27 protein-coding genes are annotated in these 23393 nt (G+C 69.5%); 6 read left to right on the top strand and 21 right to left on the bottom strand.

Annotated elements, in window-relative coordinates; translation table 11 throughout:
- Nucleotides 1-11 precede the first annotated feature (11 nt).
- The 8 genes from RC1_RS00805 to fliF all read right to left on the bottom strand — a co-directional run bounded on the left by RC1_RS00805 (nucleotide 12) and on the right by fliF (nucleotide 6836).
- The gene (locus tag RC1_RS00805) at nucleotides 12-254 is read right to left on the bottom strand and encodes a hypothetical protein (RefSeq protein ID WP_012565417.1); all 243 of its coding nucleotides are present in this window, start codon (nucleotides 252-254) and stop codon (nucleotides 12-14) included.
- Between the two features lie 130 nt (nucleotides 255-384).
- Entirely contained in the window at nucleotides 385-1905 is a 1521-nt protein-coding gene (locus RC1_RS21060) for a hypothetical protein (protein WP_012565418.1), read from the bottom strand.
- A 19-nt stretch (nucleotides 1906-1924) separates the two neighbouring features.
- Nucleotides 1925-2950 (bottom strand): flagellar motor switch protein FliG, encoded by a 1026-nt coding sequence (gene fliG / locus RC1_RS00815; RefSeq protein ID WP_012565419.1) that lies wholly within the window; start codon nucleotides 2948-2950, stop codon nucleotides 1925-1927.
- 16 nt (nucleotides 2951-2966) lie between these two features.
- On the bottom strand, nucleotides 2967-3296 hold the full coding sequence (locus tag RC1_RS00820) for an EscU/YscU/HrcU family type III secretion system export apparatus switch protein (protein WP_012565420.1): 330 nt from the start codon (nucleotides 3294-3296) through the stop codon (nucleotides 2967-2969).
- Complete coding sequence (gene fliP / locus RC1_RS00825; RefSeq protein WP_012565421.1) at nucleotides 3293-4096, bottom strand: flagellar type III secretion system pore protein FliP; 804 nt, start codon at nucleotides 4094-4096, stop codon at nucleotides 3293-3295. The genes RC1_RS00820 and fliP overlap by 4 nt, the downstream gene beginning before the upstream one ends.
- Nucleotides 4093-4452, bottom strand: coding sequence for a flagellar motor switch protein FliN (fliN, locus tag RC1_RS00830; protein WP_012565422.1), 360 nt, complete (start codon nucleotides 4450-4452; stop codon nucleotides 4093-4095). Before fliN ends, fliP begins: the two co-directional genes overlap by 4 nt.
- A 48-nt stretch (nucleotides 4453-4500) precedes the next feature.
- A complete protein-coding gene (locus RC1_RS00835) occupies nucleotides 4501-5184 on the bottom strand; it encodes a FliH/SctL family protein (protein WP_012565423.1) in 684 nt (227 codons plus the stop codon).
- Nucleotides 5184-6836 carry a flagellar basal-body MS-ring/collar protein FliF gene (gene fliF / locus RC1_RS00840; protein WP_041785720.1) on the bottom strand — a complete coding sequence of 551 codons (1653 nt, stop codon included), beginning with the start codon at nucleotides 6834-6836 and terminating at the stop codon, nucleotides 5184-5186. Before fliF ends, RC1_RS00835 begins: the two co-directional genes overlap by 1 nt.
- Before the next feature lie 179 nt (nucleotides 6837-7015).
- On the opposite strand from fliF, the gene RC1_RS00845 reads away from it, so the two are divergent.
- From RC1_RS00845 to RC1_RS00860, 4 genes are read left to right on the top strand one after another with little or no spacing between them, the layout of a single operon-like run.
- The gene (locus tag RC1_RS00845) at nucleotides 7016-7501 is read left to right on the top strand and encodes a flagellar basal body-associated FliL family protein (RefSeq protein WP_012565425.1); all 486 of its coding nucleotides are present in this window, start codon (nucleotides 7016-7018) and stop codon (nucleotides 7499-7501) included.
- Nucleotides 7502-7508: 7 nt separating this feature from the next.
- Complete coding sequence (gene fliM, locus RC1_RS00850) at nucleotides 7509-8567, top strand: flagellar motor switch protein FliM (RefSeq protein WP_012565426.1); 1059 nt, start codon at nucleotides 7509-7511, stop codon at nucleotides 8565-8567.
- A complete protein-coding gene (locus RC1_RS22415) occupies nucleotides 8548-9120 on the top strand; it encodes a DUF6468 domain-containing protein (protein ID WP_012565427.1) in 573 nt (190 codons plus the stop codon). Before fliM ends, RC1_RS22415 begins: the two co-directional genes overlap by 20 nt.
- Nucleotides 9121-9153: 33 nt before the next feature.
- The gene (locus RC1_RS00860; RefSeq protein ID WP_012565428.1) at nucleotides 9154-9942 is read left to right on the top strand and encodes a MotE family protein; all 789 of its coding nucleotides are present in this window, start codon (nucleotides 9154-9156) and stop codon (nucleotides 9940-9942) included.
- A 144-nt stretch (nucleotides 9943-10086) separates the two neighbouring features.
- Here the strand turns inward: RC1_RS00860 and flhB are convergent, their stop codons facing one another.
- From flhB to RC1_RS00900, 8 genes are all read right to left on the bottom strand, one after another.
- Nucleotides 10087-11208: a flagellar biosynthesis protein FlhB gene (gene flhB, locus RC1_RS00865; RefSeq protein ID WP_012565429.1), complete on the bottom strand. Its 1122-nt coding sequence runs from the start codon at nucleotides 11206-11208 to the stop codon at nucleotides 10087-10089.
- 18 nt (nucleotides 11209-11226) lie between these two features.
- The gene (locus RC1_RS00870; RefSeq protein ID WP_012565430.1) at nucleotides 11227-11982 is read right to left on the bottom strand and encodes a flagellar biosynthetic protein FliR; all 756 of its coding nucleotides are present in this window, start codon (nucleotides 11980-11982) and stop codon (nucleotides 11227-11229) included.
- Nucleotides 11983-11990: 8 nt separating this feature from the next.
- Nucleotides 11991-14060 (bottom strand): flagellar biosynthesis protein FlhA, encoded by a 2070-nt coding sequence (gene flhA / locus RC1_RS00875; protein WP_012565431.1) that lies wholly within the window; start codon nucleotides 14058-14060, stop codon nucleotides 11991-11993.
- An 88-nt stretch (nucleotides 14061-14148) separates the two neighbouring features.
- Nucleotides 14149-14889: a lysozyme family protein gene (locus tag RC1_RS00880; protein ID WP_012565433.1), complete on the bottom strand. Its 741-nt coding sequence runs from the start codon at nucleotides 14887-14889 to the stop codon at nucleotides 14149-14151.
- On the bottom strand, nucleotides 14886-15152 hold the full coding sequence (gene fliQ / locus RC1_RS00885; RefSeq protein WP_012565434.1) for a flagellar biosynthesis protein FliQ: 267 nt from the start codon (nucleotides 15150-15152) through the stop codon (nucleotides 14886-14888). Before fliQ ends, RC1_RS00880 begins: the two co-directional genes overlap by 4 nt.
- A 9-nt stretch (nucleotides 15153-15161) precedes the next feature.
- A complete protein-coding gene (fliE, locus tag RC1_RS00890; protein WP_012565435.1) occupies nucleotides 15162-15476 on the bottom strand; it encodes a flagellar hook-basal body complex protein FliE in 315 nt (104 codons plus the stop codon).
- Between the two features lie 19 nt (nucleotides 15477-15495).
- The gene (gene flgC / locus RC1_RS00895) at nucleotides 15496-15909 is read right to left on the bottom strand and encodes a flagellar basal body rod protein FlgC (protein WP_012565436.1); all 414 of its coding nucleotides are present in this window, start codon (nucleotides 15907-15909) and stop codon (nucleotides 15496-15498) included.
- 29 nt (nucleotides 15910-15938) lie between these two features.
- Nucleotides 15939-16370 carry a flagellar basal body rod protein FlgB gene (locus RC1_RS00900; RefSeq protein ID WP_148213347.1) on the bottom strand — a complete coding sequence of 144 codons (432 nt, stop codon included), beginning with the start codon at nucleotides 16368-16370 and terminating at the stop codon, nucleotides 15939-15941.
- 156 nt (nucleotides 16371-16526) lie between these two features.
- Here RC1_RS00900 and fliI point away from each other — a divergent pair, with 156 nt between their 5' ends.
- Nucleotides 16527-17912 carry a flagellar protein export ATPase FliI gene (fliI, locus tag RC1_RS00905; RefSeq protein ID WP_012565438.1) on the top strand — a complete coding sequence of 462 codons (1386 nt, stop codon included), beginning with the start codon at nucleotides 16527-16529 and terminating at the stop codon, nucleotides 17910-17912.
- Between the two features lie 523 nt (nucleotides 17913-18435).
- Nucleotides 18436-19983 (top strand): inorganic phosphate transporter, encoded by a 1548-nt coding sequence (locus RC1_RS00910; protein ID WP_012565439.1) that lies wholly within the window; start codon nucleotides 18436-18438, stop codon nucleotides 19981-19983.
- A gap of 17 nt (nucleotides 19984-20000) precedes the next feature.
- On the opposite strand, the gene RC1_RS00915 is transcribed toward RC1_RS00910, so the two are convergent.
- The 5 genes from RC1_RS00915 to flaF form a co-directional block, all read right to left on the bottom strand.
- Nucleotides 20001-20453 (bottom strand): hypothetical protein, encoded by a 453-nt coding sequence (locus RC1_RS00915; RefSeq protein WP_012565440.1) that lies wholly within the window; start codon nucleotides 20451-20453, stop codon nucleotides 20001-20003.
- Between the two features lie 77 nt (nucleotides 20454-20530).
- A complete protein-coding gene (locus tag RC1_RS00920) occupies nucleotides 20531-22057 on the bottom strand; it encodes a DUF1217 domain-containing protein (RefSeq protein ID WP_012565441.1) in 1527 nt (508 codons plus the stop codon).
- Nucleotides 22054-22380 (bottom strand): hypothetical protein, encoded by a 327-nt coding sequence (locus tag RC1_RS00925; protein WP_012565442.1) that lies wholly within the window; start codon nucleotides 22378-22380, stop codon nucleotides 22054-22056. Before RC1_RS00925 ends, RC1_RS00920 begins: the two co-directional genes overlap by 4 nt.
- A 51-nt stretch (nucleotides 22381-22431) precedes the next feature.
- Nucleotides 22432-22869 (bottom strand): flagellar biosynthesis repressor FlbT, encoded by a 438-nt coding sequence (locus RC1_RS00930; RefSeq protein ID WP_012565443.1) that lies wholly within the window; start codon nucleotides 22867-22869, stop codon nucleotides 22432-22434.
- 12 nt (nucleotides 22870-22881) lie between these two features.
- Complete coding sequence (flaF, locus tag RC1_RS00935; protein WP_041785044.1) at nucleotides 22882-23241, bottom strand: flagellar biosynthesis regulator FlaF; 360 nt, start codon at nucleotides 23239-23241, stop codon at nucleotides 22882-22884.
- Between the last annotated feature and the right edge of the window lie 152 nt (nucleotides 23242-23393).

The following is a 23393-nucleotide window of genomic DNA, read 5'->3' on the forward strand; positions in this document are numbered from 1 at the left end:
GTCGGTTGTGGTCAGCAGCGGCCGGCGGCCACGGTGGTCAGCAGATGCTGCAACATGAGCTGCCGCTGGAACAGGGGATTGTGGTCGAGGCCCTGGGGAACTTCGACAGAGTAGTCCTTGATCTCGGCGCCTTCGCTCAGATAGAGCAGGATTTCGCGCAGACGGGCCAGTCCGGTCTCGTCCGCCAGTTCGGCGGCCTGGTCAAGCAGCAGATGAAGTTCGGTCGTCAGCGATATCGGCGCGGTGTGCGGCATGACGGGTCCTGTCCGGTTCGTGCCCGTTCGGGCTTGCTGCAAAACTCGATAAAATTGTGCCGGCGCCGGTTTAAAGCCGGGTTAAAAGATCGATAGAATTAAAGAATATTCAAATCTTCGGGGATTTCCGTCATAGCCGCGCATCAAGGCGTGGCAGCGTGCCGCCGGGCATCAGTTCCGGCTTCGCGGGCGGGGTGCCCCAGGCGACCCGGAGGCGGCTGACGGCCGGCAGCGCCTCGGCGAGCGCCGCCTCGAAATCCTGTCTCAGCCCCGGTTCCGGCAGGCCGCCGACGCTGATCTCCAGCCGCAGGTCCAGCCCTCCGGCACGGCCCAGGATCTGCACCGGCCCCAGCTCGCTCAGCTCTGCGCCGACCGCGAAATCGACCGGCCGCCCCACGCGCGGACGCGGCGACCCCGCCTCGTCCTCTTCCCCGTCCAGGGGCTCGGGCGGGCCCTGCCGGCTGGCGAGGAGGAGGATGGAGAGCCCGTCGCCGTCGGGGTCCAGCAGCGGGGCCAGAAGGGCCGACCAGACGCTTCCGTCCGCGGTCGGCCGCGGTGTCGGGGTCATCGCTTCCTCGATCCGCTTCAGGCTCGCCCCCACCTTTCCCGACCGCTCCAGGCCCTCCAGGCCGGTCCAGGCGCGCAGGCCGCCGCCGCGGGCGCCGAACAGATAGAGCAGCAATGCCAGCCCGCCCAGACGGTCGGGCCGCGGCAGCAACGGGCCCAGGCGGGCCGCGACGGCGGGGTTCGCGAGCGCCGCGGCGAGCAGGAGGTCCGGCCGAGGCGCCGCTTCCGGTTCCACGCCGCCGGCCAGATCGGCCAGCAGTTCGCGTCCCTCCGGCGTCAGCCCCGTTCCCAGGGCGGCGGCCTGTCCCGTGACCGCTCCGCGCGCAGCCACTGCCGCCCCCTGCCGCAGCAGATCGTCGGTTCCGCCGCCCAGCGACCGTCCGAGCGCCGGGATCGAGACGGGGGAAGCGGGCGCCGTCACGCCGCGCGGGAGCGACGGCAGCGCCGCTACCGGCGTCGGGGCGACGGTGGGGCCGCGGATGCTGCCGGCGACGGAGAGCAGCGCCGGTGTCGCCGCGGGAGCGTGTGGGCTGCCCGGCGCGGCGGTCGGGACCGCCCCCGGCAGCGCCGCCGGCGGGACCGCGGGCGTGGAGGCCGGCTGTGTCGCCGCCGGTGCGGCCGACAGGGCCAGCAGGCCGCGCAACGCCGCTTCCGATGCTCCGACGGCCCGGCTGGCGAGGCTTCCCTCGGCGCCCGCGACCCGTGTGGGCAGGGCGCTTGCCCGCTCCACCTGGAGCATGGCCGGCGAGGTCGCGGGCGTGGAGGCGGTGATCACCACACCGCCGCGGCTGCCCAGGCTGACCGTCAGATTGCTGCCCGCCGGCAGTTCCGGCGGCCAGGCGCCGGGCACGGGGCGCAGCAGCAGGGTGCCGAAGCTGGTGGTCAGCGGCAGCAGCCCGTCGGTTCCGGCCGCGCCCAGGACCCCGGTGACGGTGACCGTTCCGGCCGGCAGCTCCGCCGGCCGGGCCGCCACCAGCGCATGCGGCGCCTGCACGGCCGGATGGGTCTGGACCGGCCGCTGCACCGGCCCCACGTTGCCGACCGGGGCGACGCCGCCCGGTCCGTATCCGCCCTGCTCCGCCATGCGACGGGTCCGTCCCCGCCTAGTAGACGAGGTAGGCAGCGGAGTCGCTGCCGCGGTTGATGACGATCTGGCCTTCTTCCGCCAGCAGCTTGGTGGTGCGCAGGATGGCGTCGCGCGCCTCCTCCACGTCGCGGGCGCGGACGGCGCCCAGCAGGTCCATCTCTTCCCGCAGCAGCGCCGCGGCGCGTTCGGACATGTTCTCCAGGAAGACCTGCTGGATCGGGTCGTCCAGCCCCTTGAGCGCGTAGGCGAGGCGTTCGCTGTCGGTGTTGCGGATGACCGTCTGGATCGCCTGCGGGTCCAGCCGCGCCAGATCCTCGAAGGTGAACATGAGCTGCTTGATCCGCGTGGCGCTCTCGGGCATCCGCTTTTCCAGCGGGTCCATGATCTGCTCGAACAGTTCCTTGTCCGTGCGGTTGAGGATTTCCGCCATGATGGCGTGGCTGTCGTGGCCGTGGGCGCGGACATAGTTCGCCATGAACTCGCTGCGCAGGGTCTTCTCCACATCCTCCAGCACGTCGCGCGGCACCGCCTCCATCTTGATGATGCGGCTGACGATCATCTGCACGAGATTGCCCGGCAGCAGGCCCAGCACCTTGGCCGCATGCTCCGGCCGGATGCGGGTCAGCACGACCGCGATGGTCTGCGGGTGCTCGTTGCGCAGATAGTTGGCCAGCACCTGCTCGTTCACGTTGGAGAGCTTCTCCCACATGGTCCGGCCGGCGGGGCCGCGCAGTTCGGACAGGATCTCCTGCACCCGGTCGCTGGGCAGGAAACGGGCGAGGAAACGCTCGGTGCTGTCGAAGCCGCCGAGGATTTCGCCGGTACCGGCGAAGCGCTCGCTGAAGTCGCGGATCAGCCGCTCGACCACCTTGCCCGACACGGTGCCCAGGCCCGCCATGGCATAGCTGACGTCGCGGATCTCGTCGTCCTCCAGCCGCTCCATCAGCCGCGCCCCGCGCTCCTCGCCGAGCGCGAGCAGGATCACGGCCGTCTTCTCCAGACCGGTCAGGCTTTTGTAGTCGCTACGGATCTTCGGCAGCATCGCGTCCTCTCGGGCGTCAGGCGGGATCGGTCTTGGGTTCGGTCAGGGCGGGACCGGATCGGTCCGACGCCAGAGAGCGGTTCAGGCGGTAGAGGTGCGCCAGCACCTCGGCCACGGCCATGATGGCGTCGGGCGGGATCTCCGTGCCCGGGTCGATGGCGGCCAGCACGCGGGCCAGATCAGCGTCTTCGCGCACCGGGACGCCGTGGAGGAAGGCCAGATCGACGATGCGCTCGGCCACGGCCCCGCGCCCGCTCGCCACCACCCGCGGCAGAGCGTCGGAGCCCTGTTCATAGGTGAGGGCCGCGGCGCGGGCCTCCTGCCGTGGTGGCCGGGAATGCGTCATCCGACGCCCCCGTAGCTGCGCACCAGGGCACCGGCGACCAGCAGCCAGCCGTCCACCATCACGAAGAAGATGATCTTGAACGGCAGCGAGATGATGACGGGCGGCAGCATCATCATGCCCATGGCCATCAGCACCGCAGCGATGATCATGTCGATCACCAGGAACGGCAGGAACAGCAGGAAGCCGATCTCGAAGGCGCGCCGCAGCTCGGAGATGACGAAGGCCGCGATCAGGGTGCGCAGGCCGGGGGCGCTGGCGGCCTCTTCCGTGGATGGCGCGGGACCCGCGGAACCGGCTGCCGGAGCCGCTCCGGACTTCGTTCCCGCCTCGAAGCTGCGGAACAGCTCCAGATCCTTCGGCCGGACATGGGCCTGCATGAAGTCCCGGAACGGCTCGACGATGCGCTCGAACGCCTGCTCCTCGGTGATCTGGCCGTCCACCATGGGCTGCACGCCCTCACGCCAGCTCCGGTCAAGGGTGGGGCCCATGACATAGGCGGTCAGCAGGAGCGCCAGACCCAGCAGCACCATGTTCGGCGGCGTCTGCTGCAGGCCGAGGGCGGAGCGCAGCAGCGACAGCACGACGACGATGCGGGTGAAGCTCGTCACCATCACCAGCAGGCCCGGCGCTACGGACAGGATGGTGACCAGGGCCACCACCTGCACCATGCGCCCCGCGAACGAGGCGTCGCCGGTCCCGCCCATGTCCATGCTGAAGCTCTGCGCCAGCGCCGGGGCGGCGGCGAGCAGGGTCGTCAGCAGGGCGGCGCCGGCCGCCAGCAGCGTCGCGCGGGCTTTCACAGCAGGCTCAGCTCGGCCTTGACGATCTCGGTCATGGTGACGCCCAGGCGGCCGTCGTCCACGATCACCACTTCGCCGCGGGCGATCAGGCGGTCGTTGACGAAGACGTCCACCGCCTCCCCCACCTTGCGGTTCAGTTCGACCACGGCGCCGCGGCCCAGCTTCAGGAGCTGGCTGACCGGCATGGTGGTGCGGCCGAGCACGACCTGGACATTGACCGGCACGTTGAAGATGGCGCGCAGTTCGTCCCGGTCCTGGCCGGGTTCCTCGGGGGCGGCCGGGCGGGCGGTGGCGGCCGCGTCCGCCCCGGCGGGCTTGGCGATGGTATCGGTGTAGCTGGCGGGCTGCGTCGTCATGGTCGGGATCTCCTGTCCTGGCGGAAGGCGTGGGGGCGATGGGGGCGGTCAGGCGCGCGGGCCGCCGCGCAGGGTCAGCCGGCTGATGGCGATGGCGACGGCGTCCGACAGGCGGCGTTCCACCACCTTGGGGTCGCGCACGGCCCCGCCGGTACCCCAGTCCGCAGTGGCGGCACCCGGTGGCAGCGACGGGTCGGGGATCAGGGCCACGGTGCCGCGGAAGCCGGCGGCGGCCTGCATCTTCTCGACCTGCTCGCGCATCCGCTCCACGCTGCCGGGCGGCAGCCTCAGCTCCAGCCGCGGCGTGCCGACGGCAGCGTGCAGGCAGTCCAGCACCAGAGTGTCCAGCTCGGCCTCGGCCACGGTATCGAGCAGCGGCGGGGCGAGCCGCGTCACCAGCGAGGAGACGACGCGGACGGCGTCGCGCTCGATCTGTTCCCGGAAGGGACCGACCGTCTCGTCGGCCCGCCGCAGGGCGGCCTCGATCCCGGCGAGCGCCTCGGCCATCTGCGCCTCGGCGGCCTGCCGGGCGCTCTGCTGTCCGCGCTCGAAGCCGTTGCGCTCACCGACTTCCAGACCCTGGCGGAAGGCGCGGTCGCGCACCGATTCCAGGTCCTCCTCGGTGAAGCCGCCGACCGTCGTCGTGCTGCGCAGCGGCTCGGGCGGGACATCGGCACTGCCGGGTGGCAGGTCGGGCGGGAACTCGGTTCCGAACCGGAAGGGGCGGGGCATCAGGAAGCTCCCTCATAGATCCAGGTGCGCAGCACGGTGATGCTCTCCTCGGGGTGCTCGTCCACGATCCCGGCCAGCCGGCGCAGGGCTGCGGCACTGACGCCGCCCTCGACGCTGCGGAGATCGACGATGTCGTCCATCTCCTGCGACCCCTCCTCCCCGGCCGGAACCAGGTCGCTGCCCTCATGGGTGAGCTGGCCCGCCACCGGCGTGGTGGCGTCGGCAAGCTGTGGCGGTGCCGCAGCCTGCGCGGCCGCCGGAGCCGGGACTTCCTTGGAGCGCAGCACCAGAGGGCGGAGCACCAGAAGGATCACCAGAACCGCGACGACACCCAGCACCACCCATTGCAGCAGCCGCACCATGTCGTTGCCGACGAGGCCGGGCTCGGTGGCCGGCGCCGCGACCGGCTCCTCGGGGCCGGCGAGGAACTGGAGATTCTCCACCGCCACCATGTCGCCGCGCCGGTCATCGAACCCGATCGCGGTGCGCACCAGATGCTCGATGCGCGACAGTTCCTCGTCACTGCGGGGCTGGTAGACGCTCTTGCCGTCGGCACCGGGGACATAGCTCCCGTTCACCACCACGGCGACGGCCAGACGCCTGATCTCGCCCGCATCCTGGGCGCGTTCGCGCAGGATGGAGCTGATCTCGTAGTTCGCCGTCTCCTCCTCCCGTGCGCTTTCGCTGCGCGAGCCCTGGGGCGCCTGGGCGTCGGCCGCCTCCAGCGGCAGGTTCTGCTCCACCGTGGTCGGCTGGTCGGTGTCCCGGTCCAGGGAGCTTTCCCGCTCCTCCACCGTCTGGGTGGAGCGCAGCACGCGGCTGTTCGGATCGAAGGTCTGTTCGCGCAGGGTCTCCCGGCCCAGGTCGATCTCGGCGGCCACGCGCACGCGGATGTTGCCCGGCCCGAAACGGGGCACCAGCATCTCCTCGATCGCGCGGGCGAGCCGTGTCTCGGTGGCGGAGCGCAGCTCCTCCGCGTGCAGCAGGGCCAGCCCGTCCGTCGCCCCGCCGTCGGCGGCCAGGACGACGCCGGAGGCGTCCATCACCGTGACCGCGCCGGGCTGCAACCGCGGCACGGCCGCCGCGACGAGGTGGCGGATCGCCAGCGCCTGGGAGCGGTCCAGCCCGCCGGTGACGGTCCGGACGACGACGGAGGCGCCGGCCGGGGCTGCCCCGGGGGCGAAGGCCTCGCCGTCCGGCATGGACAGGTGGACGCGCGCCGACTTGACCCCGTTCAGGGTCTGGATCGTGCGTGCCAGCTCGCCCTCCAGCGCCCGCGCCTTGTTCAGGCGCTGCATGAAGGAGGTGAGGCCGAGCGCGCCCTGTTCGTCGAACAGCTCATAGCCGGCGCCTCCGGCCGAGGGCAGCCCCTGCTGCGCCAGCAGCATCCGGGTCCGGGCGATCTGGTCCTGCGGCAGCAGGATCGCACCGCCCGTCCCGGACACCTGGTACGGCACCTTCATGCTCTGAAGCTGCGTCAGGATGCGGCCGGCTTCTGCGTCGTCCAGACCGGCATAGAGCAAGCCCATGGGCGCACGGGAGAGGCCGAACGCCACCAGGGCGACGGCCAGCAGGACGCCGGCTCCAGCTGCCGCGAGAAGCATCAGACGGCGCTGGCCCAGGGCCCGCAGGTTCTGAAGGAGGTTCGCCACCACGGCTCCGAATCTTTTACGTTTCTGAAGACCGGTCGCGCTTATCGTCCGACCGCAACCGAACGGCACCGTACAGGCCCTGATTTTAGCGGTGGTAAAAAACGGCCAGGGTGCTTCGGAAAGGAATTCAGTAAAATTCGCGGTTTTTTCTTCGGCCTGCGGAACGGACGACTGGGGTCATGTCGGAAAGCACTTTCGAGAGACTGACGAAAAAGGCCGATGAAGCGCAGGCGTCACGCCGTCGGCGGCTTCTGCTGGGAGCGGGCGCCGTTGTCGGCGCCGGCGTCCTCGGGCTTCTCGCCTCCGTCGGCAGCCGGGAGATCGGTCTCTGGACCGATGAGGCGCCTCCGCCGGCCCAGGCCGGCTGGTCCGCCTTCGTCAAGCTGCCGGACCTGACCGTCAATCTGCGACCGACCTCAAAGGTCAAGCTGCTGAAGATCGGCGTCACCCTCCGTACCGCTCCCGACAAGGCGGCGGAGCTGGCGACGCTGGAACCCGTCCTGATCGACGGGATGCAGGACTACCTCCGCCAGCTCGACGAGCACGACCTGGAAGGCAATGCCGGCCTTGCCCGCCTGCGCGAAGGCCTGCTGCGGCGCAGCCGCCTGCTGGCCGCGCCGGTGCCGGTCGAGGACGTCCTGCTCAGAACCATGATCCTCCAGTAGGTGAGCGATGATCGATCAACCCGATGAGACGGCCCCCGCCGACGAAGACGAGGCCCTCGTCGCCTGGGAGGCGATGGTGGCCGGCAGCGAGAAGACGCTCAGCCAGACGGAGATCGACCGGCTGCTGGACGTGGACGATTCCAAGTCGGTCCGGACCCGCAGCGTCATCGACCAGATCGTCAATTCCAGCTTCGTGAACTACGACCGGCTGCCCATGCTGGACGTGGTGTTCGACCGCCTGGTCCGGCTGCTGAACACCAGCTTCCGCAACCTGACCTCGGGCACGGTCGAGGTGACGGTCCAGCAGATCGCCTCGGTCCGCTTCGGCGATTATCTCTCGGGTATCCCGCTGCCCTCGCTGATCGCCGTCGTCCGGGCGGAGGAGTGGGACAACCACTGCCTGCTGACCGTGGACAGCGAACTGATCTATTCGATCGTGGACATCCTGCTCGGCGGCCGGCGCAGCGACCCCGCGCCGATCGACGGGCGCCCCTATACCGTGATCGAACGCGCCCTGGCGGAGCGGCTGATCCGCACCGTGCTGAAGGATCTCGGCACCGCCTTCTCCCCCCTCTCCGCTGTCGGGTTCGCCTGCGAGCGGGTGGAGACGACACCGCAGTTCGCCGTCATCACCCGGAGCAACAACGCCTGTATCTCCGCCCGCTTCCAGGTGGCGCTGGACGGCCGCGGCGGCTGTGTCTCGCTGCTGATCCCCTATGCCACGCTGGAGCCGATCCGCGATCTGCTGCTGCAGATGTTCATGGGCGAGAAGTTCGGCCGTGACAGCATGTGGGAGACCCACCTGAAGAACGAGCTGCGCCGCACCAGCGTGGATCTGTCCGCGGTGCTGGGGCAGGCGCAGGTCAGCCTGACCGACCTGCTGGCATGGAAGGAGGGCACGCAGCTCGTGCTCGACATGCGCCCCGACGCGCAGGCGCTGCTGACCTGCGGCCATGTCCCGATGTTCGTCGGCGAGATGGGCCAGCGCAACGGCAACGTCGCCATCCGTATCGACGCCGATCTTGGTGCCCAGGACGAGGTGATCCATGGCCTCCTTCAACGCTGAACTGCTCCAGCACGGGCTGAACCTGGGTCTGGCGCTGCTGTTCGTCGGCGCGCTGGTGCATCTCGCCCGGCTCAACCAGCGGCTGACGGCGCTGCGCGGCGCCCAGTCGGAACTGCACGGGCTGCTGCGGTCCTGCTCCGACAATGTGGACACGGCCGAGAAGTCGATCGCCCGTCTCCGCACCGCCACGCAGGAGATGGCGGTCGGTCTGGGGCGCAGTCTGGACGAGGCGGAGCGGCTGAAGGCCGACATCGACGCCACCTGTGCCGCGGCCCGGCGCCTGCTGGCCCGGCTGGAGGAAGGGCCGGCGCCCGCCCCCTTCATCGCCGCCGTGCCCGAGCCCCGGCCGGTTCCCCCGGTTGCGCCGGTCGCTGCGCCGGCGGAGCCGGTGGTCGAAGCGGACCCTGCCCCGAAGCCGGCCGTCGCCACCGGCGCCGCCGAGCCGCGCTGGGTGATCCGCCGGCAACGACCCGCCGCCCCGCCCGCCCCCGAGCCCAAGACCGGCGAACGCGCCGCCCTGCGCTTCTTCCGCGAGACGTTCCGCGGCCTCTGACGGCCTGCCGCCCGAGCCTGGGAGTACTGCCTGATGTCCCGTCCCCGACTTCTGCCCGTGATGATCGCCGCCTGCGCTCTGGCGGCCCCGCTCTATGCCGGCGGGGTCGCGGATACACTGGCGGCCCTGGCCCAGTCCGCCGCCGCGCCCCCTGCCCAGCCCCCCTCCCGACAGCCGGAGATGGCCGGTGAACCGGGCTATGCCGACCTGCTGGCGCCCCAGGGGCCGTCCGCCTCCGTGCCCGACGCGCAGGCCGGGGCGTCCGCTCCCCTGCCGGCACCGGTGGCCACGGCGGGCGCCTGTTCCCCTGCCGTGCTGGACATGGTGGCCCAGGAGCGTGCCGCCCTGGACGCCCGGGCGCGCGACCTGGACAACCGGGCGCAGACCCTGGAGGCGCTGGAGCGCCGGGCCCGGGAGCAGTTTGAGCGGTTGCAGGCGGCCCGCGCCGAACTGGCGGGTCTGCTGGAGACGCGCACCAGCCTGTCCAAGGCCGATCTGCAACGCCTCGTCGGCATCTACGGTGCCATGAAGCCCAAGGACGCCGCCCGCCTGCTGAACGAGACGGAGACGCCGATCCTCGTCGATCTGGTGGATGCCATGGAGGAGCGGCGCTCCGCCCCGATCCTGGCGGAGATGGACGCGGCCAAGGTGAACGAGCTGACCCGGACCCTGGCCCTGCGCCGGACGCCCGAGGCCGACCGTCCGCCGGTACCGAAGCCTGCCCGCCAGCCGGCCCCGCGGACCGCCGCCCGTCCGGCGACGCCGGTCGCCGCCGCCGCTCCGGTGGAGGCAAGCCGTCCGGTCCCCGGCCCGGGCATGTGAGGGCGGACATGTGAGGGAACGCCACGCCGGTGACGGCAGTGGCGGGAGCAGAAAGGCCGGCCGGGGATCTCTCCGGCCGGCCTTTCTGCTGCCCGGGATTCGCCAGTGGACGGAGTGCGGTCGGGGTGCGGGGCGGGGCCGGCCCTAGCGCGCCGGCGGAACGCCCGGCTGCCCGGGCGGCGTCGGTGCGGCACCCTGGGAGCGCGCCTGAAGGCCGACGACGTAGCTGATGACTTCCGCCACGGCCATGTAGTGTTCCGGCTGCACCTCCTCGCCGATCTCCACCGACTTGTGCAGGGCGCGGGCCAGGGGCGGGTTTTCGACGATGGGCACCTTGTGCCCCATCGCCGCCTCGCGGATGCGCCGGGCCACCAGATCCATGCCTTTGGCGAGGCAGACCGGGGCCGGTGCCTCGCTGAGATCGTAACGCAGCGCGACGGCGAAGTGCGTGGGGTTGGTGATGACCACCGTGGCCCGGGGAATATCCGAGAACATGCGTTGGCGCGCGCGCTCCCGGCGGAGCTGGCTGATCCGCGCCTTCACATGCGGGTCGCCCTCCGCCTGGCGGAACTCCTCCTTCAGTTCCTGAAGCGTCATGCGCTGCTGCCGCCGCCAGGAGAACTGCTGCCAGACAAGATCGAGCAGGGCGATGGCGATGCTGGCGATCAGGGTTGCCACCAGCAGGCGGGTCAGCACGGAGGTCAGCAGCTCCGGCAGGGCGGCGACATCGGTGAGCGCCAGCGCCTCCATCCGATGCAGCTCGGGCTCCAGCACCACCAGCAGGGCGGCGCCGACCGCCGCCACCTTCGCCAGCCCCTTCAGGAACTCGACCAGGGTGCGCAGGGAGACGAGCCGGCGCAGGCCGGCGATGGGGGAGATGCGTTCCAGCTTCGGTTTCAGCCGTTCGGTGGTGAAGACGATCCCGTTCTGCCCGACGGCGGCCAGCAGCACGGCGGCCAGCAGGATGGCGGCGGCCGGCAGCAGGACCAGCCCGATCTCCCCTGCCAGCCAGGCCAGCAGCCGGAAGGCGTCGGCCGGCGCCTGCAAGGGGAAGTCGCCCGGATTCTCCACCAGCGGCAGCAGGTCGTCGGTCAGGTGTCCACCCATCCAGGACCCCAGGCCCCCGACCAGGATGACGCCGGCAAGCACCAGCATCATCGAACTGACCTCGCGGCTGACGGGCACGTCACCCTTCCGCCGCGCCTCGTCCAGCTTGCGTTGGGTCGGTTCTTCCGTCTTCTGGCTGTCTTCGGGCCTTTCCGACATGGCGGGTCCGCTCTCCGGTCAGAAGCGGCCCAGCCAGCCGCCGAAAGCGTCCAGGAAACCGCCCAGGATGGCCGCAGCCACCAGGGCCAGCACGATGAACCCGCCGAGGATCGACACCGGCAGCCCGACGAAGAAGACAGCGAAATGGGGCATCGCCCGGTTCACCAGCCCCAGCCCCACATTGTAGGCGAGCCCCAGCAGCAGGAACGGGGCGGAGAACTGCACGGCCAGCCGGAAGGACAGGTTCACGGTCTCGGCCGTCAGCTTGCCCAGCGAGCGCGGGTCGGGGATCGTCGCCGCCGGCATGAGCTGGTAGCTGTCCAGCAGGGCGCGGATCATGGCGTGGTGCAGGTCGGTGACGAAGACCAGGACCAGACCACCCATCATCAGATAGGCGCCGAGCACGGAACCGCCTTCGAAGCCGGTTCCCGGCAGGGCGAAGATGTTCGACAGGCTTGCCGACTGGGCGATGATCTGTCCGGCGATCTGCAACGCCGCGAACAGGATGCGCGCGCCGATCCCGATCACGGCCCCGGCCATCGCTTCGCCCACGATATGGCGCAGCAGCTCGCCCGGACCGGCGGGGGGGACGGCCGGCAGGCCGGGCACAGCGGCGGCCAGCGCCAGCGCCAGCGCCAGGGCTGCGGCCATGCGCGTGCGCATGGGCACCGCCATCTCTCCGAAGCCGGGCAGCATCGACAGGGCGGCGCCGACCCGCACCAGCACCAGCAGGACTCCGTAGATCTCGCCGCTCAGCGTGGCTTGCAGGGTCACGCCCGGCCTCAGATCTGGTCGATGGTGGTCACGGGGGCCTTGCGGTGCAGTTCGTTGTGGCAGATCACGGGGGTGGAGGGGCTGACCCGCTCCAGCAGCGACCGCACGAAGGGTCGCGCGGCCGGGGCCACCAGGACGGCCGGCCAGTGGTCGCTGCCGGCATGGGCCTGGATCTTGGCCCGCGCCGCCAGCAGGAAGTCCTGCACCTGGCTGGGCGGCATGACGAAGCGCCGGTCCTCCCCCTCCTCCACGATGTTCTCCAGGAAGGCCTGCTCCCAGTCCGGGTTGACGACGATCACCGGGATGTATCCCTCGGCGTTCATCAGGGACTGGCAGATCTGGAGCGACAGCCGGCTCCGGACATGCTCGGTGATGAGGGTGACATTGCGCGTCCAGGCGGCGGCTTCGGAGATGCCCTCCAGGATGATCGGCAGGTTGCGGATGGACACGCGCTCGGCCAGCAGGGCCTGGAGCACCCGCTGCACGACCGACAGGCTGACCTGGCCGGGGATCAGGTCGGCGACCAGCCGCTGGTTCTCCCGGTCCATCTCGTCCAGCAGCTTGCGCGTCGCGGCATAGCCCAGCAGGCCGGGCATGTGCTCCTTGATCACCTCGGACAGGTGCGTGGTGATGACGCTGTCCGCGTCCACCACGGTGAAGCCCTTCAGCTCCGCCTCCTCCGTCTGTGCCGCATCGATCCAGCGGGCCGGCAGGCCGAAGGTCGGTTCGCGGGTATCGGCACCGGGAACGTCGATGCCCTGGCCGCGCGGGTCGATGGCCAGCATCTTGCGCGGCATCACCTCGCCCTTGGCGACGACGACGCCCTGGATGGAGATCTCGTAGGCGTTCAGCGGCAGACTGGCGCTGTCGCGCAGCCGCACCGACGGCAGCAGGAATCCGAACTCGGTGGCGAACCGCTTGCGCAACCGGCGCACCTTGGCCGACAGGCCCTGTGCGGGGTCCAGGATCAGGGTGACAAGGCCGTTGCCCAGTTCCACCTTGATGTCGTCCACCCGCAGCATGTCCGCCACGGGCTCCTCGGCCGTCGGTGCCTTGGCGGCCAGCATCTCCTCGTGCCGCTTGGATTCCTCCTGCTTCGCGGCATACCGGGGCAGGAACCAGGCCAGTCCGCCCGCCAGCGCGGCCAACAAGAGGAAGGGCGGCATCGGCAGGCCCGGGGTCAGCGACAGCAGGCCCATCAGCCCGCCGGCCACGGCCAGGGCCTTCGGATAGGCGCCGAGCTGGCCCAGCAGCGCTTCGTCCACCGAGCCGCGGTTGCCGCCCTTGGACACCAGGATGCCCGCGGCCAGGCTGACGATCAGGGCCGGAATCTGGGTGACCAGACCGTCGCCGACGGTGAGGATCGTATAGGTCCGGGCGGCATCGCCGAAGGCCATGTCCTGCTGTGCCACGCCGATCACCATGCCGCCCAGCACGTTGATGCCGGTGATGATGAGGCCGGCCACGGCGTCGCCGCGGACGAACTTGCTGGCACCGTCCATGGCGCCGAAGAAGGAGCTTTCCTGCTCCAGCTCCTGACGCCGACGCCGGGCCTCCGTCTCCTCGATCAGGCCGGCGGAGAGATCGGCGTCGATCGCCATCTGCTTGCCGGGCATGGCATCCAGGGCGAAACGGGCGCCCACTTCGGCGATGCGGCTGGCGCCCTTGGTGATGACGATGAAGTTCACCACCACCAGGATAGCGAAGACGATCAGCCCGATGACGAAGTTGCCGCCCATCACGAAGTTGGCGAACCCCATGATGACATGGCCCGCCGCGTCCGTGCCGGTGTGTCCTTCCGACAGGATCAGGCGGGTGGACGCAAGATTGAGCGCCAGCCGCAGCAGGGTGGCGATCAGCAGCACGGTCGGGAAGCTGGAGAAGTCCAGCGGCCGGTTGATCCAGAGGGCGACCATGAGGATCAGCACGGCCACCGCCATGCTGAGCGCCAGCCCGACGTCCAGCATCCAGCTTGGCACCGGCAGGATCAGCACCGTCAGGATGAAGACCAGCCCCAGCGCGAACAGGACGTCGCGGTGCTTGAGGCCGAGGGGGATGGCGGCGGAGGCTGTGGTCATCGGGCTCGGCGCTCTGGCGGCGGAAGATCGGGACGAAGCCTAGGCCCCCCGGGTAAAACCGGGGTTCAAGCCCGGGGACCGGGACCGCCTACCACGCCTTCGGCAGACGCCAGGCGCTGAGCGAGTCCGTCACGGGCCGGACGACGGTGCCGCCGGGGGTCGGGGTTGTGCGCTGGCGCGTCGGCGGCGCGTCGGCCAGATCGCGGCGGCGCTGGGCGACCAGCCGCATGTTCTCGGAGACACGGTCGAAATAGGCTTCGCCCCGCTCGGGCGTCCGGGAATGGTAGTGCTTGACCGAGCGGGTCCAGTTGCGCAGATCGCCGTGCAGGTTCTTCAGCAGGGCGGCGGCGTAGCCGACATTGGCGGCGGGATCGAGCGCCGTTTCCAGATCCGGAAACGCATCAGGGTGCCAGTGCAGGTTGACCTGCAGGCAGCCCACGTCGATCGACCGGACGCCCCGGGCCCGCAGCGCGCGGACATGCGTCAGCGCTTCCTCCCGGCTCTTGAAGAAGCGTCCCTGCCCTTCGGCATTGACGGTCCAGGGCCAGACGGTCAGGCGCCCGTCCACGGTCCGGCCGGATTCCGTGACACCCAGGGCCAGCAGCAGCCGGGACGGCAGACGGTGCGCCCGTTCGGCCTTGCGGATGGCGTCCAGGCAGAGACGCTCAGGCGCCGTGGCCGGCAGGATGGCGGGTTCTGACAGGGCCCAGCCCGGGGCGACAAGTCCCAGCCCGAGCAGCGCCGCCAGCAGCAACAGCCGGCGCAGGCGGCGGCGGCTGCGCTTCACGAAGATGCGCCGCGTCGCGCCGACCTCGCCCAACGCCCTCATGGCGCACCCCCGATCCGCGCCACCACCTGTTCGGTGAAGGTGGCCAGAACGCCGTACATGAAGGGCAGCGCCAGCACGATCGTTACCAGCATGGCGACGATCTTCGGCACGAAGCTGAGGGTCGCCTCCTGGAGCTGCGTGAGTGCCTGCAGGAGCGAGATGCCGAAGCCGACCAGCAGCGCGACTGCCAGCACCGGCCCGGCGGCCCAGACCGCAGCCCAGATCCCTGCCCGCACCAGCTCGAAGACATCCGCTTCGTTCATGACAGCCGCTCAGATCCCCATGCGCATGATGTCGAGATAGGCGCTCACGAGCTTGTCGCGGACGGTGACGACGGCCTGCACGGTCATCTCCGCCGACATCACGGCCTGCACCACCTCCTGCGCGCTGGCCTTGCCTTGCAGGCCGGCGGCGGACATTTCCTCGCCGGTGCGGACCGTCTTGATGGCCGATTTGACGGCGGTCTCGACGAAGCCGGCGAAGCTGCCGCGCTCCGGCGCCGTCGCGGTGTCGAGCGCCGGACCGGCGATGCCGGCCACTTTGCCGGCGGCATAGGCCTTGGCGACGCCTGCTGCGGGAACGATCATCTCCGGTCTCCCTGTCCGCTCAGCCGCGCAGCATGTCGATGGTGCGGCCCAGCATGCCGCGGGCCTGTTGCAGCACGTTCAGGTTGGCCTCGTAGGACCGCCCGGCCTCGCGCATGTCCATCATCTCGACCAGCGTGTTGACGTTGGGCAGCTTGACGTAGCCCTTCGCGTCGGCGGCGGGATGGCCCGGCTCATAGCTCAGGCGGAAATCGGAACTGTCCCGGCCGATCGTCTTGACCCGGACGGTATCCGCCCGCAGCGCCCGGTCGAGCACGCTGTCGAAGACGATGGTCTTGCGCCGGTAGGGATCGGCGCCCGGCGTCTCGCCGGTGGAGCTGGCGTTCGCCATGTTCTCGGCGACGACACGCAGGCGGGTCGCCTGGGCCTTCATGCCGGAGGCGGCGATGCCGAAGGAGGAGGCAAGCGGGTCCATTCTGTCGATCTCCCTTGGTCGTGCGGCGCTCAGCGGCCGGTGAAGGCCTGGCGGAGCATGCCGACATGCTTCTGGAAGAGGCCGGCGGCGAGGTCGTAGGCCTGCCGGACTTCGGCGGCCTTCATCATCTGTTCTTCCAGCACCACCCCGTTGCCGTCCGGTGCCATCTCGTAGGCGGCGGCCTGCCGGTCCTCCTTGAAGTCCCGTGCTTCGCGCAGGCCGGCCAGATGCGCCGGGTCGGTGAGCGAGGGGCGCACCGCGGCCGACTGCATGGCCGACTGGAAATCGAAGCCCTTCAGGTCCTTGGCGCGGTAGCCGGGCGAGTTGGCATTCGCCACGTTCTCTGCGATCACCTGATGGCGGGCGCCGAGATAGTCCATGCGCCGGCTGGCGAGGTGGAAGAGCCCGATGGCGGCGAGGTCCATGGCGTCGTGCCCCTGTGGTTCGGCGGAATCCGGCACGGGGCCGGCTGCTGTCGGAGCGGATGCTTCCATGCCGCCTTTAAAGCGGGGTTTAAGGGCCGGGGCTGGGGAGGCGTGCTTTAAGCCGCTTTAAACCCGGCGACCGAGGATGGCGGCCAAGCACCGTCCGCGATCCCGTTCCCGGAGTCCCGTCCCATGACCGTCCTTGCCGGCCTTGCCGCCGACGTCCAGCACCTTCCCGGTCCCGTCTTCCATGGAAAGGTGTCCTCCTGTTCGGGGATGACGGTCGAGGTCGAGGGGCTGGAACGGCGGCTGGCCGTCGGCGATGCGTGCCGGGTCTTCGCCCGTGACGGCCGGGCGCTCGCCTGCGAGGTCATCGGCTTCTCCGTCGGCCGCGCCGTTCTGATGCCCTTCGGTCCGCTGGACGGGCTGGGGCTGGGCTGCCGGGTGGAGACCGGGGGCGAGCCGGCCTCCTTCCGGCCGGCGCTCTCCTGGCTCGGGCGGGTCGTGGACGGGTTCGGGCGGCCGGTGGACGGCCGGGGGCCGTTGTCGCGCGGCGACGAGAACCGGGTGCTCCGCGCCGCGCCGCCCCACGCCTACGAACGTCGTCGCATCGGGCCGCGGCTGGAGACGGGGCTGCGGGTGGTGGATACCTTCGTGCCGCTCTGCCGCGGCCAACGCCTGGGCGTCTTCGCGGGATCGGGCGTGGGCAAATCCACCCTGCTGGCCATGCTCGCCCGCTCCAGCGCCGCCGACGTCAATGTGATCGGCCTGATCGGCGAGCGCGGACGCGAGGTGCAGGAGTTCATTCAGGACGATCTGGGGCCGGAGGGGCTGGCCCGTTCCGTCGTCGTCGTCGCCACCTCCGATGAACCGGCGCTGATGCGCCGGCAGGCGGCGTGGCTGACGCTGGGGCTGGCCGAGTACTTCCGCGACCAGGGCCGAGACGTGCTGTGCATGATGGACAGCGTCACCCGCTTCGCCATGGCCCAGCGCGAGATCGGCCTGTCTGCCGGCGAGCCGCCGACGACCAAGGGCTATCCGCCCACCGTCTTTGCGGAACTGCCCCGGCTGCTGGAGCGGGCCGGGCCGGGGCGGGAGGGCACGGGCGACATCACCGGCATCTTCACCGTGCTGGTGGAAGGCGGCGACCATGACGAGCCGGTGGCCGACGCGGTGCGCGGCATTCTCGACGGTCACCTGGTCCTGACCCGGTCCATCGCGGAGCGCGGCCGTTATCCGGCGGCGGATGTTCTCAAGAGCGTGTCCCGCGCCCTGCCCGGCTGCCATTCCGAGGAGGAGAACCTGACCATGGGGCGTGCCCGGGCGCTGCTGGCCCGGTACGAGTCGATGGAGGAACTGGTGCGGCTTGGCGCCTACAAAGCCGGCAGCGACCCCGAACTTGATCTCGCCATCAAGGCCAATGAACCGCTGGAGAACTTCCTGCGCCAGGGCAAGACCGAGACGACCGCGTCCGCCGACGCTTTCGCAAGGCTTCAGGGAATTCTGGACGGGTTGGTACCGGAGGCTCCCCTTCCGGAGGCGCCGATGCAGAAAAGACTCCCCCGTCTCGCGGGATGACATGATCCGGTGGGGCGGGACTTCCGGACGGGAACGGCGGCAACCCTGTTGGGGGCATCTGGTTTTCGGTTAGGGCGCTACGGTTCCTCTTCGTATCAGACCACTACATACCGTCTACGCGTAGACGGTATGTAGTGCTTTTCCATGAATGGGGAGAGGATGATCACTGTCGATCAAAGAATGCTCCCCATGCCCGGCATACCCTGCAATCGCTGAGCCTTGAGCAGCCGGAAGAGCAGCCGGAAGAGCAGCCGCCACACCCCCGGGGGGACGATTCGCCCCAGCACTGCCCCGGACCGCACATTCCCCGGTCTGAGGTCTGCCCTGCCCCGACCGAATGTATCCCAGGAAAGAGGGACTTGCAGGTGGACCCTCTGGCACGAAGGCTTCCTTGCCCCCGCACCTACGGGGTCATGGCCAGGACGGATAAGACCGAGCCAGCATATCCGAGGGGGTATGAAGGCGGCCTTCGGCGTTGTCCCGCCCCGCAAACTCTGATAGCTGGCGCCCCCCGGATACCCGTTTGCAGGACATCATGGGCGAGATGCCGTCACAACTGCGCAAGCAGGCGCTCGACAAGGACCTCAAGAAGATCAGCGCCCTTGAGACTGTCGGTCACGAAGGCAGGCTACGACTGCTGCCGCTGGGATTCAGTCTGATCTTCCTGGTGCTGGTATGGCTGCTCGCCACCAACCAGGTCCTCCCCGGTTCCGGTGCCGGGCTGGTGATCGCGGCGGCGGTCATCGGTGGCTACATGGCGTTGAACATCGGGGCCAATGACGTCGCCAACAACATGGCGCCGGCGGTGGGGGCCCGGGCTCTGACCATGACCGGCGCACTGGTGGTCGCGGCGATCTTCGAAGCGGCCGGGGCGCTGATCGCCGGCGCCGATGTCGTCGAGACGATCAGTCGCGGCATCATCAACCCGGCGGCGGTCTCCGGGAACGCCACCTTCGTGGCGCTGATGATGGCAGCCCTGCTGGGCGCCGCTTTGTGGCTCAATCTGGCGACATGGATCGGTGCGCCCGTCTCGACAACACATTCCATCGTCGGTGGCGTGCTCGGCGCCGGGATCACGGCGGCCGGGTTCGACGTGGCGAACTGGCCGGTGATGGGCGCCATCGCCGCCAGCTGGGTGATCTCGCCGCTGCTGGGCGGCCTGATCGCGGCTGGCTTCCTCGCCATCCTGAACGCTCTCATCCTCCAGGCTGACGACAGAATCGCCGCGGCCCGACGCTGGGTGCCGCTGATCGTCGGGGGCACGGCGTCAGCCTTCACCGTCTATCTGGTCCAGAAGGGGCTGTCCAAGGTCTGGCATCCGGGCACCGGGACCCTGGTCCTCCTGTCGGTTGCCATCCTGCTGGCCGGGGCGCAGTTCGCCCGCATGGCCATCGCCCGGCGGGCGCCGTTTCTCGACAACAGCGAGAAGGCGGTCGGAACGCTTTTCACGGTGCCGCTGATCGTGGCTGCCGCCCTCCTCTCCTTCGCGCATGGGGCCAACGACGTGGCCAATGCGATCGGTCCCCTGGCGGCCATCGCCGCCGCGGTCGGCGGAGAGTCCGGGACGAAGGTCACCGTTCCGAGCTGGATCATGCTGATCGGTGCCATCGGCATCTCGGTCGGCCTTGCTCTGTTCGGCCCCCGCCTGATCCGCGTGGTCGGGGAGAAGATCACCAAGCTGAATCCGGTGCGTGCCTTCTGCGTCGCGCTGTCGGCCGCGATCACTGTCCTGGTGGCCTCGGCCCTGGGGCTGCCCGTCAGCTCGACGCATATCGCCGTCGGGGCCGTGTTCGGGGTCGGCCTCGCCCGGGAGTACCATGTCAGCCGCGGTGGCCACATCCGCCGTGCCCTGCGCCTGAGAGGGGGAGACGGCCCTGCGCCGGCCGCCCCTTCCGAGCCGGTCGTCTATCCCGTGCCGGAGGAGACTTTGCGCAAGGTCGCCAAGCGTCGGCTGGTCCGTCGCAGCCACCTGTTGACCATCGTCGCGGCCTGGGTGATCACGGTTCCGCTCACCGCGCTGATCAGCGCCGCCCTCTTCCTGGCGATCCGGAGCTTCGTCGCCGGCATCTGAGCGCAGGGGCTCGGCCGTCAGTCCCGACGGGCGGCGGCGTCCGGCGGGACCCAGGGCGGTTCCGGCTGCTCGATGGCATCCCGTCCGTCGTCGTCCAGGCCCTGGCGACGCTCACGGCTGGCCCGGCGCCAGCACGCCTCCCGGCTCCAGAACTCCCCCAGTTCCTCCTTCAACGGGATGAGAGGGCCGAGATCTGCCGGATCGACGAGGTCGAGATCGAGCAGCCGCCGGATCAGCAGCCTTATGGCCCGCGACCGGCTGGGGGGAGACAGGTCGGCCGCGTCGGTGCGGCCACAGGGGCGGCGCCGGTAATCGTCGATCGCCAGCTTGTCGAGGAGGGCGATCTCGATGTCGTTGAGGTGGGCGACGACCGACGTCCCCCGCCGACCGCTGCGGTCCTCCAGATTGCGCTGGCGCCAGCGCCGCTGCCGCTCCCGCCGGCTGATCCGGGCGCGCATCTCCTTGTCCACGGCCTTCCCCTGCCTGTCACCATCCAGGACAGATTAGGCGGGCCGCGGGCCGGATGACAGCCCGGGAACGGGGACGCCTACCAGCGCCGCCGGAGGGACGCCGCCGCCAGGAGCGTGGACGGGTCCAGGCTCGTGCGGCCACCGTTGCCGGACAGAAGCTGGACGAGCGGGGATGCGGCGGCACTGTTGCCGTTGTCCTCGCCGGTCACGTCCCACATCAGCAGGAACTTCTCGATCAGCTTGCCCACCTCTGCGGGGTCCTGGAGTTTCTTGATGTCGAGCTTGCTCGACAGCATGTCGACCTGCCGGTCCAGATCGATCTGCGCGGACTGGGAGGGCAGGTTCAGTGCCAGCCGAGCCACCTTCGCCAACGCCTGGTCAGCGAGGACCTGATACCAGCTCGTGAGTCCCCCGGCCTTGCGCTGGAAGTAGAGGCCCAGGCGCAGCGCCTCGTTGGCATTGCCGGCCGAAACCTCGAAGCTCTGCGTCGTATAGCGGTTGACGATATCCTCGACGAAGGCGGGGCTGCCGCGCCGCTTCGCCCCGGAATTGGTCATGCCGAAGGCAAGCGCCAGCGCTTTTTCTTCCGGACCGGCCTTGGCCGCGAAGGAGGTGGCGCTGTTCGGATCGCTCTCCAGCACCTTGCGCAGATAGGTCTTGTCCGTCGCCTTGTCCTCAAGATCGAACGCCTTGAGCACGATCGGCAGCAGCTTGCGGTCGTTCAGCAGGTCATCAACGGAGTCCAGGGTCGGGATCGTCTTGGTGAGGGCGGCGACATCGCTCTTCACATCATACCGCGTTGCGAATGCCGCCTTTTCCCTGTCATAGGAACGGGCAAGCATTTCCCACTGGACCTTCGATGGAATACTGCTTCCTCGCGGATTCCCGTTCGCGTCCCAGACATCGAAGAAATCATCCCGGAAAGCCGACTGGACGGACGTGACTGTCGTGAACACCGAGAACTTGATCGTCGCTTCCAGGCTTTTTGCCTGTTCAGCGGCATCGACCGGTCCGATAGGTTTGGGCAGGTCATAGATGATCCGAACAACCTGAGCCATCCCCTCGTCGGCCATGACCTCGGCCCAACTGCGTTTGGTCGGGAGATTGCGGGTGAAATCCAACATCATCCCGAGCGACTCGTTCTTCGATGAGACGCTCTCCTCATACCGCTCCCTGACGTACAGATCGGCGATCTGATTGATGAACGACGGACTGGTCTTGCTTTTCGATTTACTGTCGGCGCCGAAATTGAACGCAGCCGCCAGTTCCCGGAACCGCGGATCGGCGATTCGGTTCGCAGCGGAGGACGGGTCCGACAGGTCGCTGGTGAGGATCTTGCGCACCAGGGCCTGGGAGTTGATCTGATCCTCCAGCCCGAACGCCCGCATGACATAGCTGTAGAGGCGGCGGTCCGACATCAGTTCGTCGACCGTGCCGACGGAGGCGAGCTTGGCCCGCGCATACTGGGTGTCCGCCTTGTTGACCGGATCGCTCATCATGACGGTCTTCTGGCGGTCGGCGGTGCGACCGAGCAACCGCCACTGCGTGATGCTTGACCCCGTCCCGCCGCTGACGGTAGCGGCGCCGAAACCGACCACGCTCATAGTTCGATCTCCTTCCGTACAACCCTGGCCTCGGGCGCTTCCGACGTCTCGTCGGACGGCACGTAGCTCGGCGGGATGCGCAGCAGCACATGGCCCGTGCGCGGGTCGATGACCTCGGTGAACAGGCGGCTGGTCTCCGGGTCGAGCTGGACCCGGTACGGCCGGTAGGAGGGGGACGGTTCGATGGGCGGCGGCGGCGGTTCGGGCGGCTTCTCTTCCCGCGCCTCGCGGGTGCGTGCCTCGGTGACGACCCGTTCCGGCAGGCGCATCTTGGTCGCCGCCTCGCTGGCCGAAACCCCTTCGACAGCCTTGCGTTCGCTCATCTTCCCCTCCTCTTCCGGCGGCGGCACCCGGATACGATCGCGCGCGGGCGCCTAACCGCCGGCAAACGCCTCCGGAAGCGTCATACCGGCCGGCCGCCGGTCGTCATCCAGCAACCCGGTCTCGTAGGCGATCACCGGCCGCAGGGCCGCGAGCGCCTTGTAGTGATCCCCGTCCCGGACATGCGCTGCCGCCTCGGCCAGATGCCGGGCCATCTCCGTGTCGGTGACGGCCTCGCTGAGGGGGCCGATCAGCATCTCGTAGGTGCGCCGATGTTCGGCCATCCGGGGCGGGTCGATCAGCATGCACTGGATGGCGAAGTAGGTCCGCCGGGCCGGCGAATTCGCCTCTTCGAGCTGCATGATGCTGCGCCCGGTCATCACCTGGGCATGGTTCGCGACGGTCACCGTGTTGCGGTGGCGTCCGTTCTCGATGACCACGCCGTTGACGATGAACTTCTCGAACGGCTTGAGCTTCAGCTTGAGGCCCATGGACGGCTCCCGTCAGGCCGCACCGGCCGGCGCCGACCCCAGACCCTGCATCACGGTCCGGTTGACCTCGATCAGCGGGTTGAGCGGACGGCCCTCGGTCAGGACTTCGCTGCTGTAGCGGTTCACCCAGAGTCCGAGCGAAATCAGGCCGGCCTTCAGGGCATCGGGCAACAGGTTGTCGGGTTGCGCCAGATCGGTCACCAGGGCGCCCCAGAGGCGGCGGTTGCGGTCCACGGCCCGGATCGTGGCGAAGGCGTCCGGCTGCCGGGTGCAGACCTCCAGCTCAGCCGTGACCTGGGAGAAGACCCGGTGTTCCAACTGCCGCGGGCTGACGGTATCCCGCATCGACTGACGGTAGGCGGCTACGCTCATGGTTTCCGTCCTCATGACCTCATGTCCACCGACATTAGCAGCCCGCGATTAAACGTGGGTGAAGGGTTGCCTTTGGAAACACCCAGCAAACCTCTGTCCCAAAACAGGAAAAAGGGACCGCCGCAAGGCGGTCCCTTTCCCGGGGCAACGAT

This window comes from Rhodospirillum centenum SW, from assembly GCF_000016185.1.
Taxonomy (GTDB): Bacteria; Pseudomonadota; Alphaproteobacteria; order Azospirillales; family Azospirillaceae; genus Rhodocista; species Rhodocista centena.

Bases quoted from the DNA above. Each gene is read 5' to 3' on its own strand.
- RC1_RS00805 (WP_012565417.1), bottom strand. From the start codon at position 254: ATGCCGCACACCGCGCCGATATCGCTGACGACCGAACTTCATCTGCTG.
- RC1_RS21060 (WP_012565418.1), bottom strand. From the start codon at position 1,905: ATGGCGGAGCAGGGCGGATACGGACCGGGCGGCGTCGCCCCGGTCGGC.
- fliG (WP_012565419.1), bottom strand. From the start codon at position 2,950: ATGCTGCCGAAGATCCGTAGCGACTACAAAAGCCTGACCGGTCTGGAG.
- RC1_RS00820 (WP_012565420.1), bottom strand. From the start codon at position 3,296: ATGACGCATTCCCGGCCACCACGGCAGGAGGCCCGCGCCGCGGCCCTC.
- fliN (WP_012565422.1), bottom strand. From the start codon at position 4,452: ATGACGACGCAGCCCGCCAGCTACACCGATACCATCGCCAAGCCCGCC.
- RC1_RS00835 (WP_012565423.1), bottom strand. From the start codon at position 5,184: ATGCCCCGCCCCTTCCGGTTCGGAACCGAGTTCCCGCCCGACCTGCCA.
- RC1_RS00845 (WP_012565425.1), top strand. From the start codon at position 7,016: ATGTCGGAAAGCACTTTCGAGAGACTGACGAAAAAGGCCGATGAAGCG.
- fliM (WP_012565426.1), top strand. From the start codon at position 7,509: ATGATCGATCAACCCGATGAGACGGCCCCCGCCGACGAAGACGAGGCC.
- RC1_RS22415 (WP_012565427.1), top strand. From the start codon at position 8,548: ATGGCCTCCTTCAACGCTGAACTGCTCCAGCACGGGCTGAACCTGGGT.
- RC1_RS00860 (WP_012565428.1), top strand. From the start codon at position 9,154: ATGTCCCGTCCCCGACTTCTGCCCGTGATGATCGCCGCCTGCGCTCTG.
- flhB (WP_012565429.1), bottom strand. From the start codon at position 11,208: ATGTCGGAAAGGCCCGAAGACAGCCAGAAGACGGAAGAACCGACCCAA.
- flhA (WP_012565431.1), bottom strand. From the start codon at position 14,060: ATGACCACAGCCTCCGCCGCCATCCCCCTCGGCCTCAAGCACCGCGAC.
- RC1_RS00880 (WP_012565433.1), bottom strand. From the start codon at position 14,889: ATGAGGGCGTTGGGCGAGGTCGGCGCGACGCGGCGCATCTTCGTGAAG.
- fliQ (WP_012565434.1), bottom strand. From the start codon at position 15,152: ATGAACGAAGCGGATGTCTTCGAGCTGGTGCGGGCAGGGATCTGGGCT.
- fliE (WP_012565435.1), bottom strand. From the start codon at position 15,476: ATGATCGTTCCCGCAGCAGGCGTCGCCAAGGCCTATGCCGCCGGCAAA.
- flgC (WP_012565436.1), bottom strand. From the start codon at position 15,909: ATGGACCCGCTTGCCTCCTCCTTCGGCATCGCCGCCTCCGGCATGAAG.
- fliI (WP_012565438.1), top strand. From the start codon at position 16,527: ATGACCGTCCTTGCCGGCCTTGCCGCCGACGTCCAGCACCTTCCCGGT.
- RC1_RS00920 (WP_012565441.1), bottom strand. From the start codon at position 22,057: ATGAGCGTGGTCGGTTTCGGCGCCGCTACCGTCAGCGGCGGGACGGGG.
- RC1_RS00925 (WP_012565442.1), bottom strand. From the start codon at position 22,380: ATGAGCGAACGCAAGGCTGTCGAAGGGGTTTCGGCCAGCGAGGCGGCG.
- RC1_RS00930 (WP_012565443.1), bottom strand. From the start codon at position 22,869: ATGGGCCTCAAGCTGAAGCTCAAGCCGTTCGAGAAGTTCATCGTCAAC.
- flaF (WP_041785044.1), bottom strand. From the start codon at position 23,241: ATGAGCGTAGCCGCCTACCGTCAGTCGATGCGGGATACCGTCAGCCCG.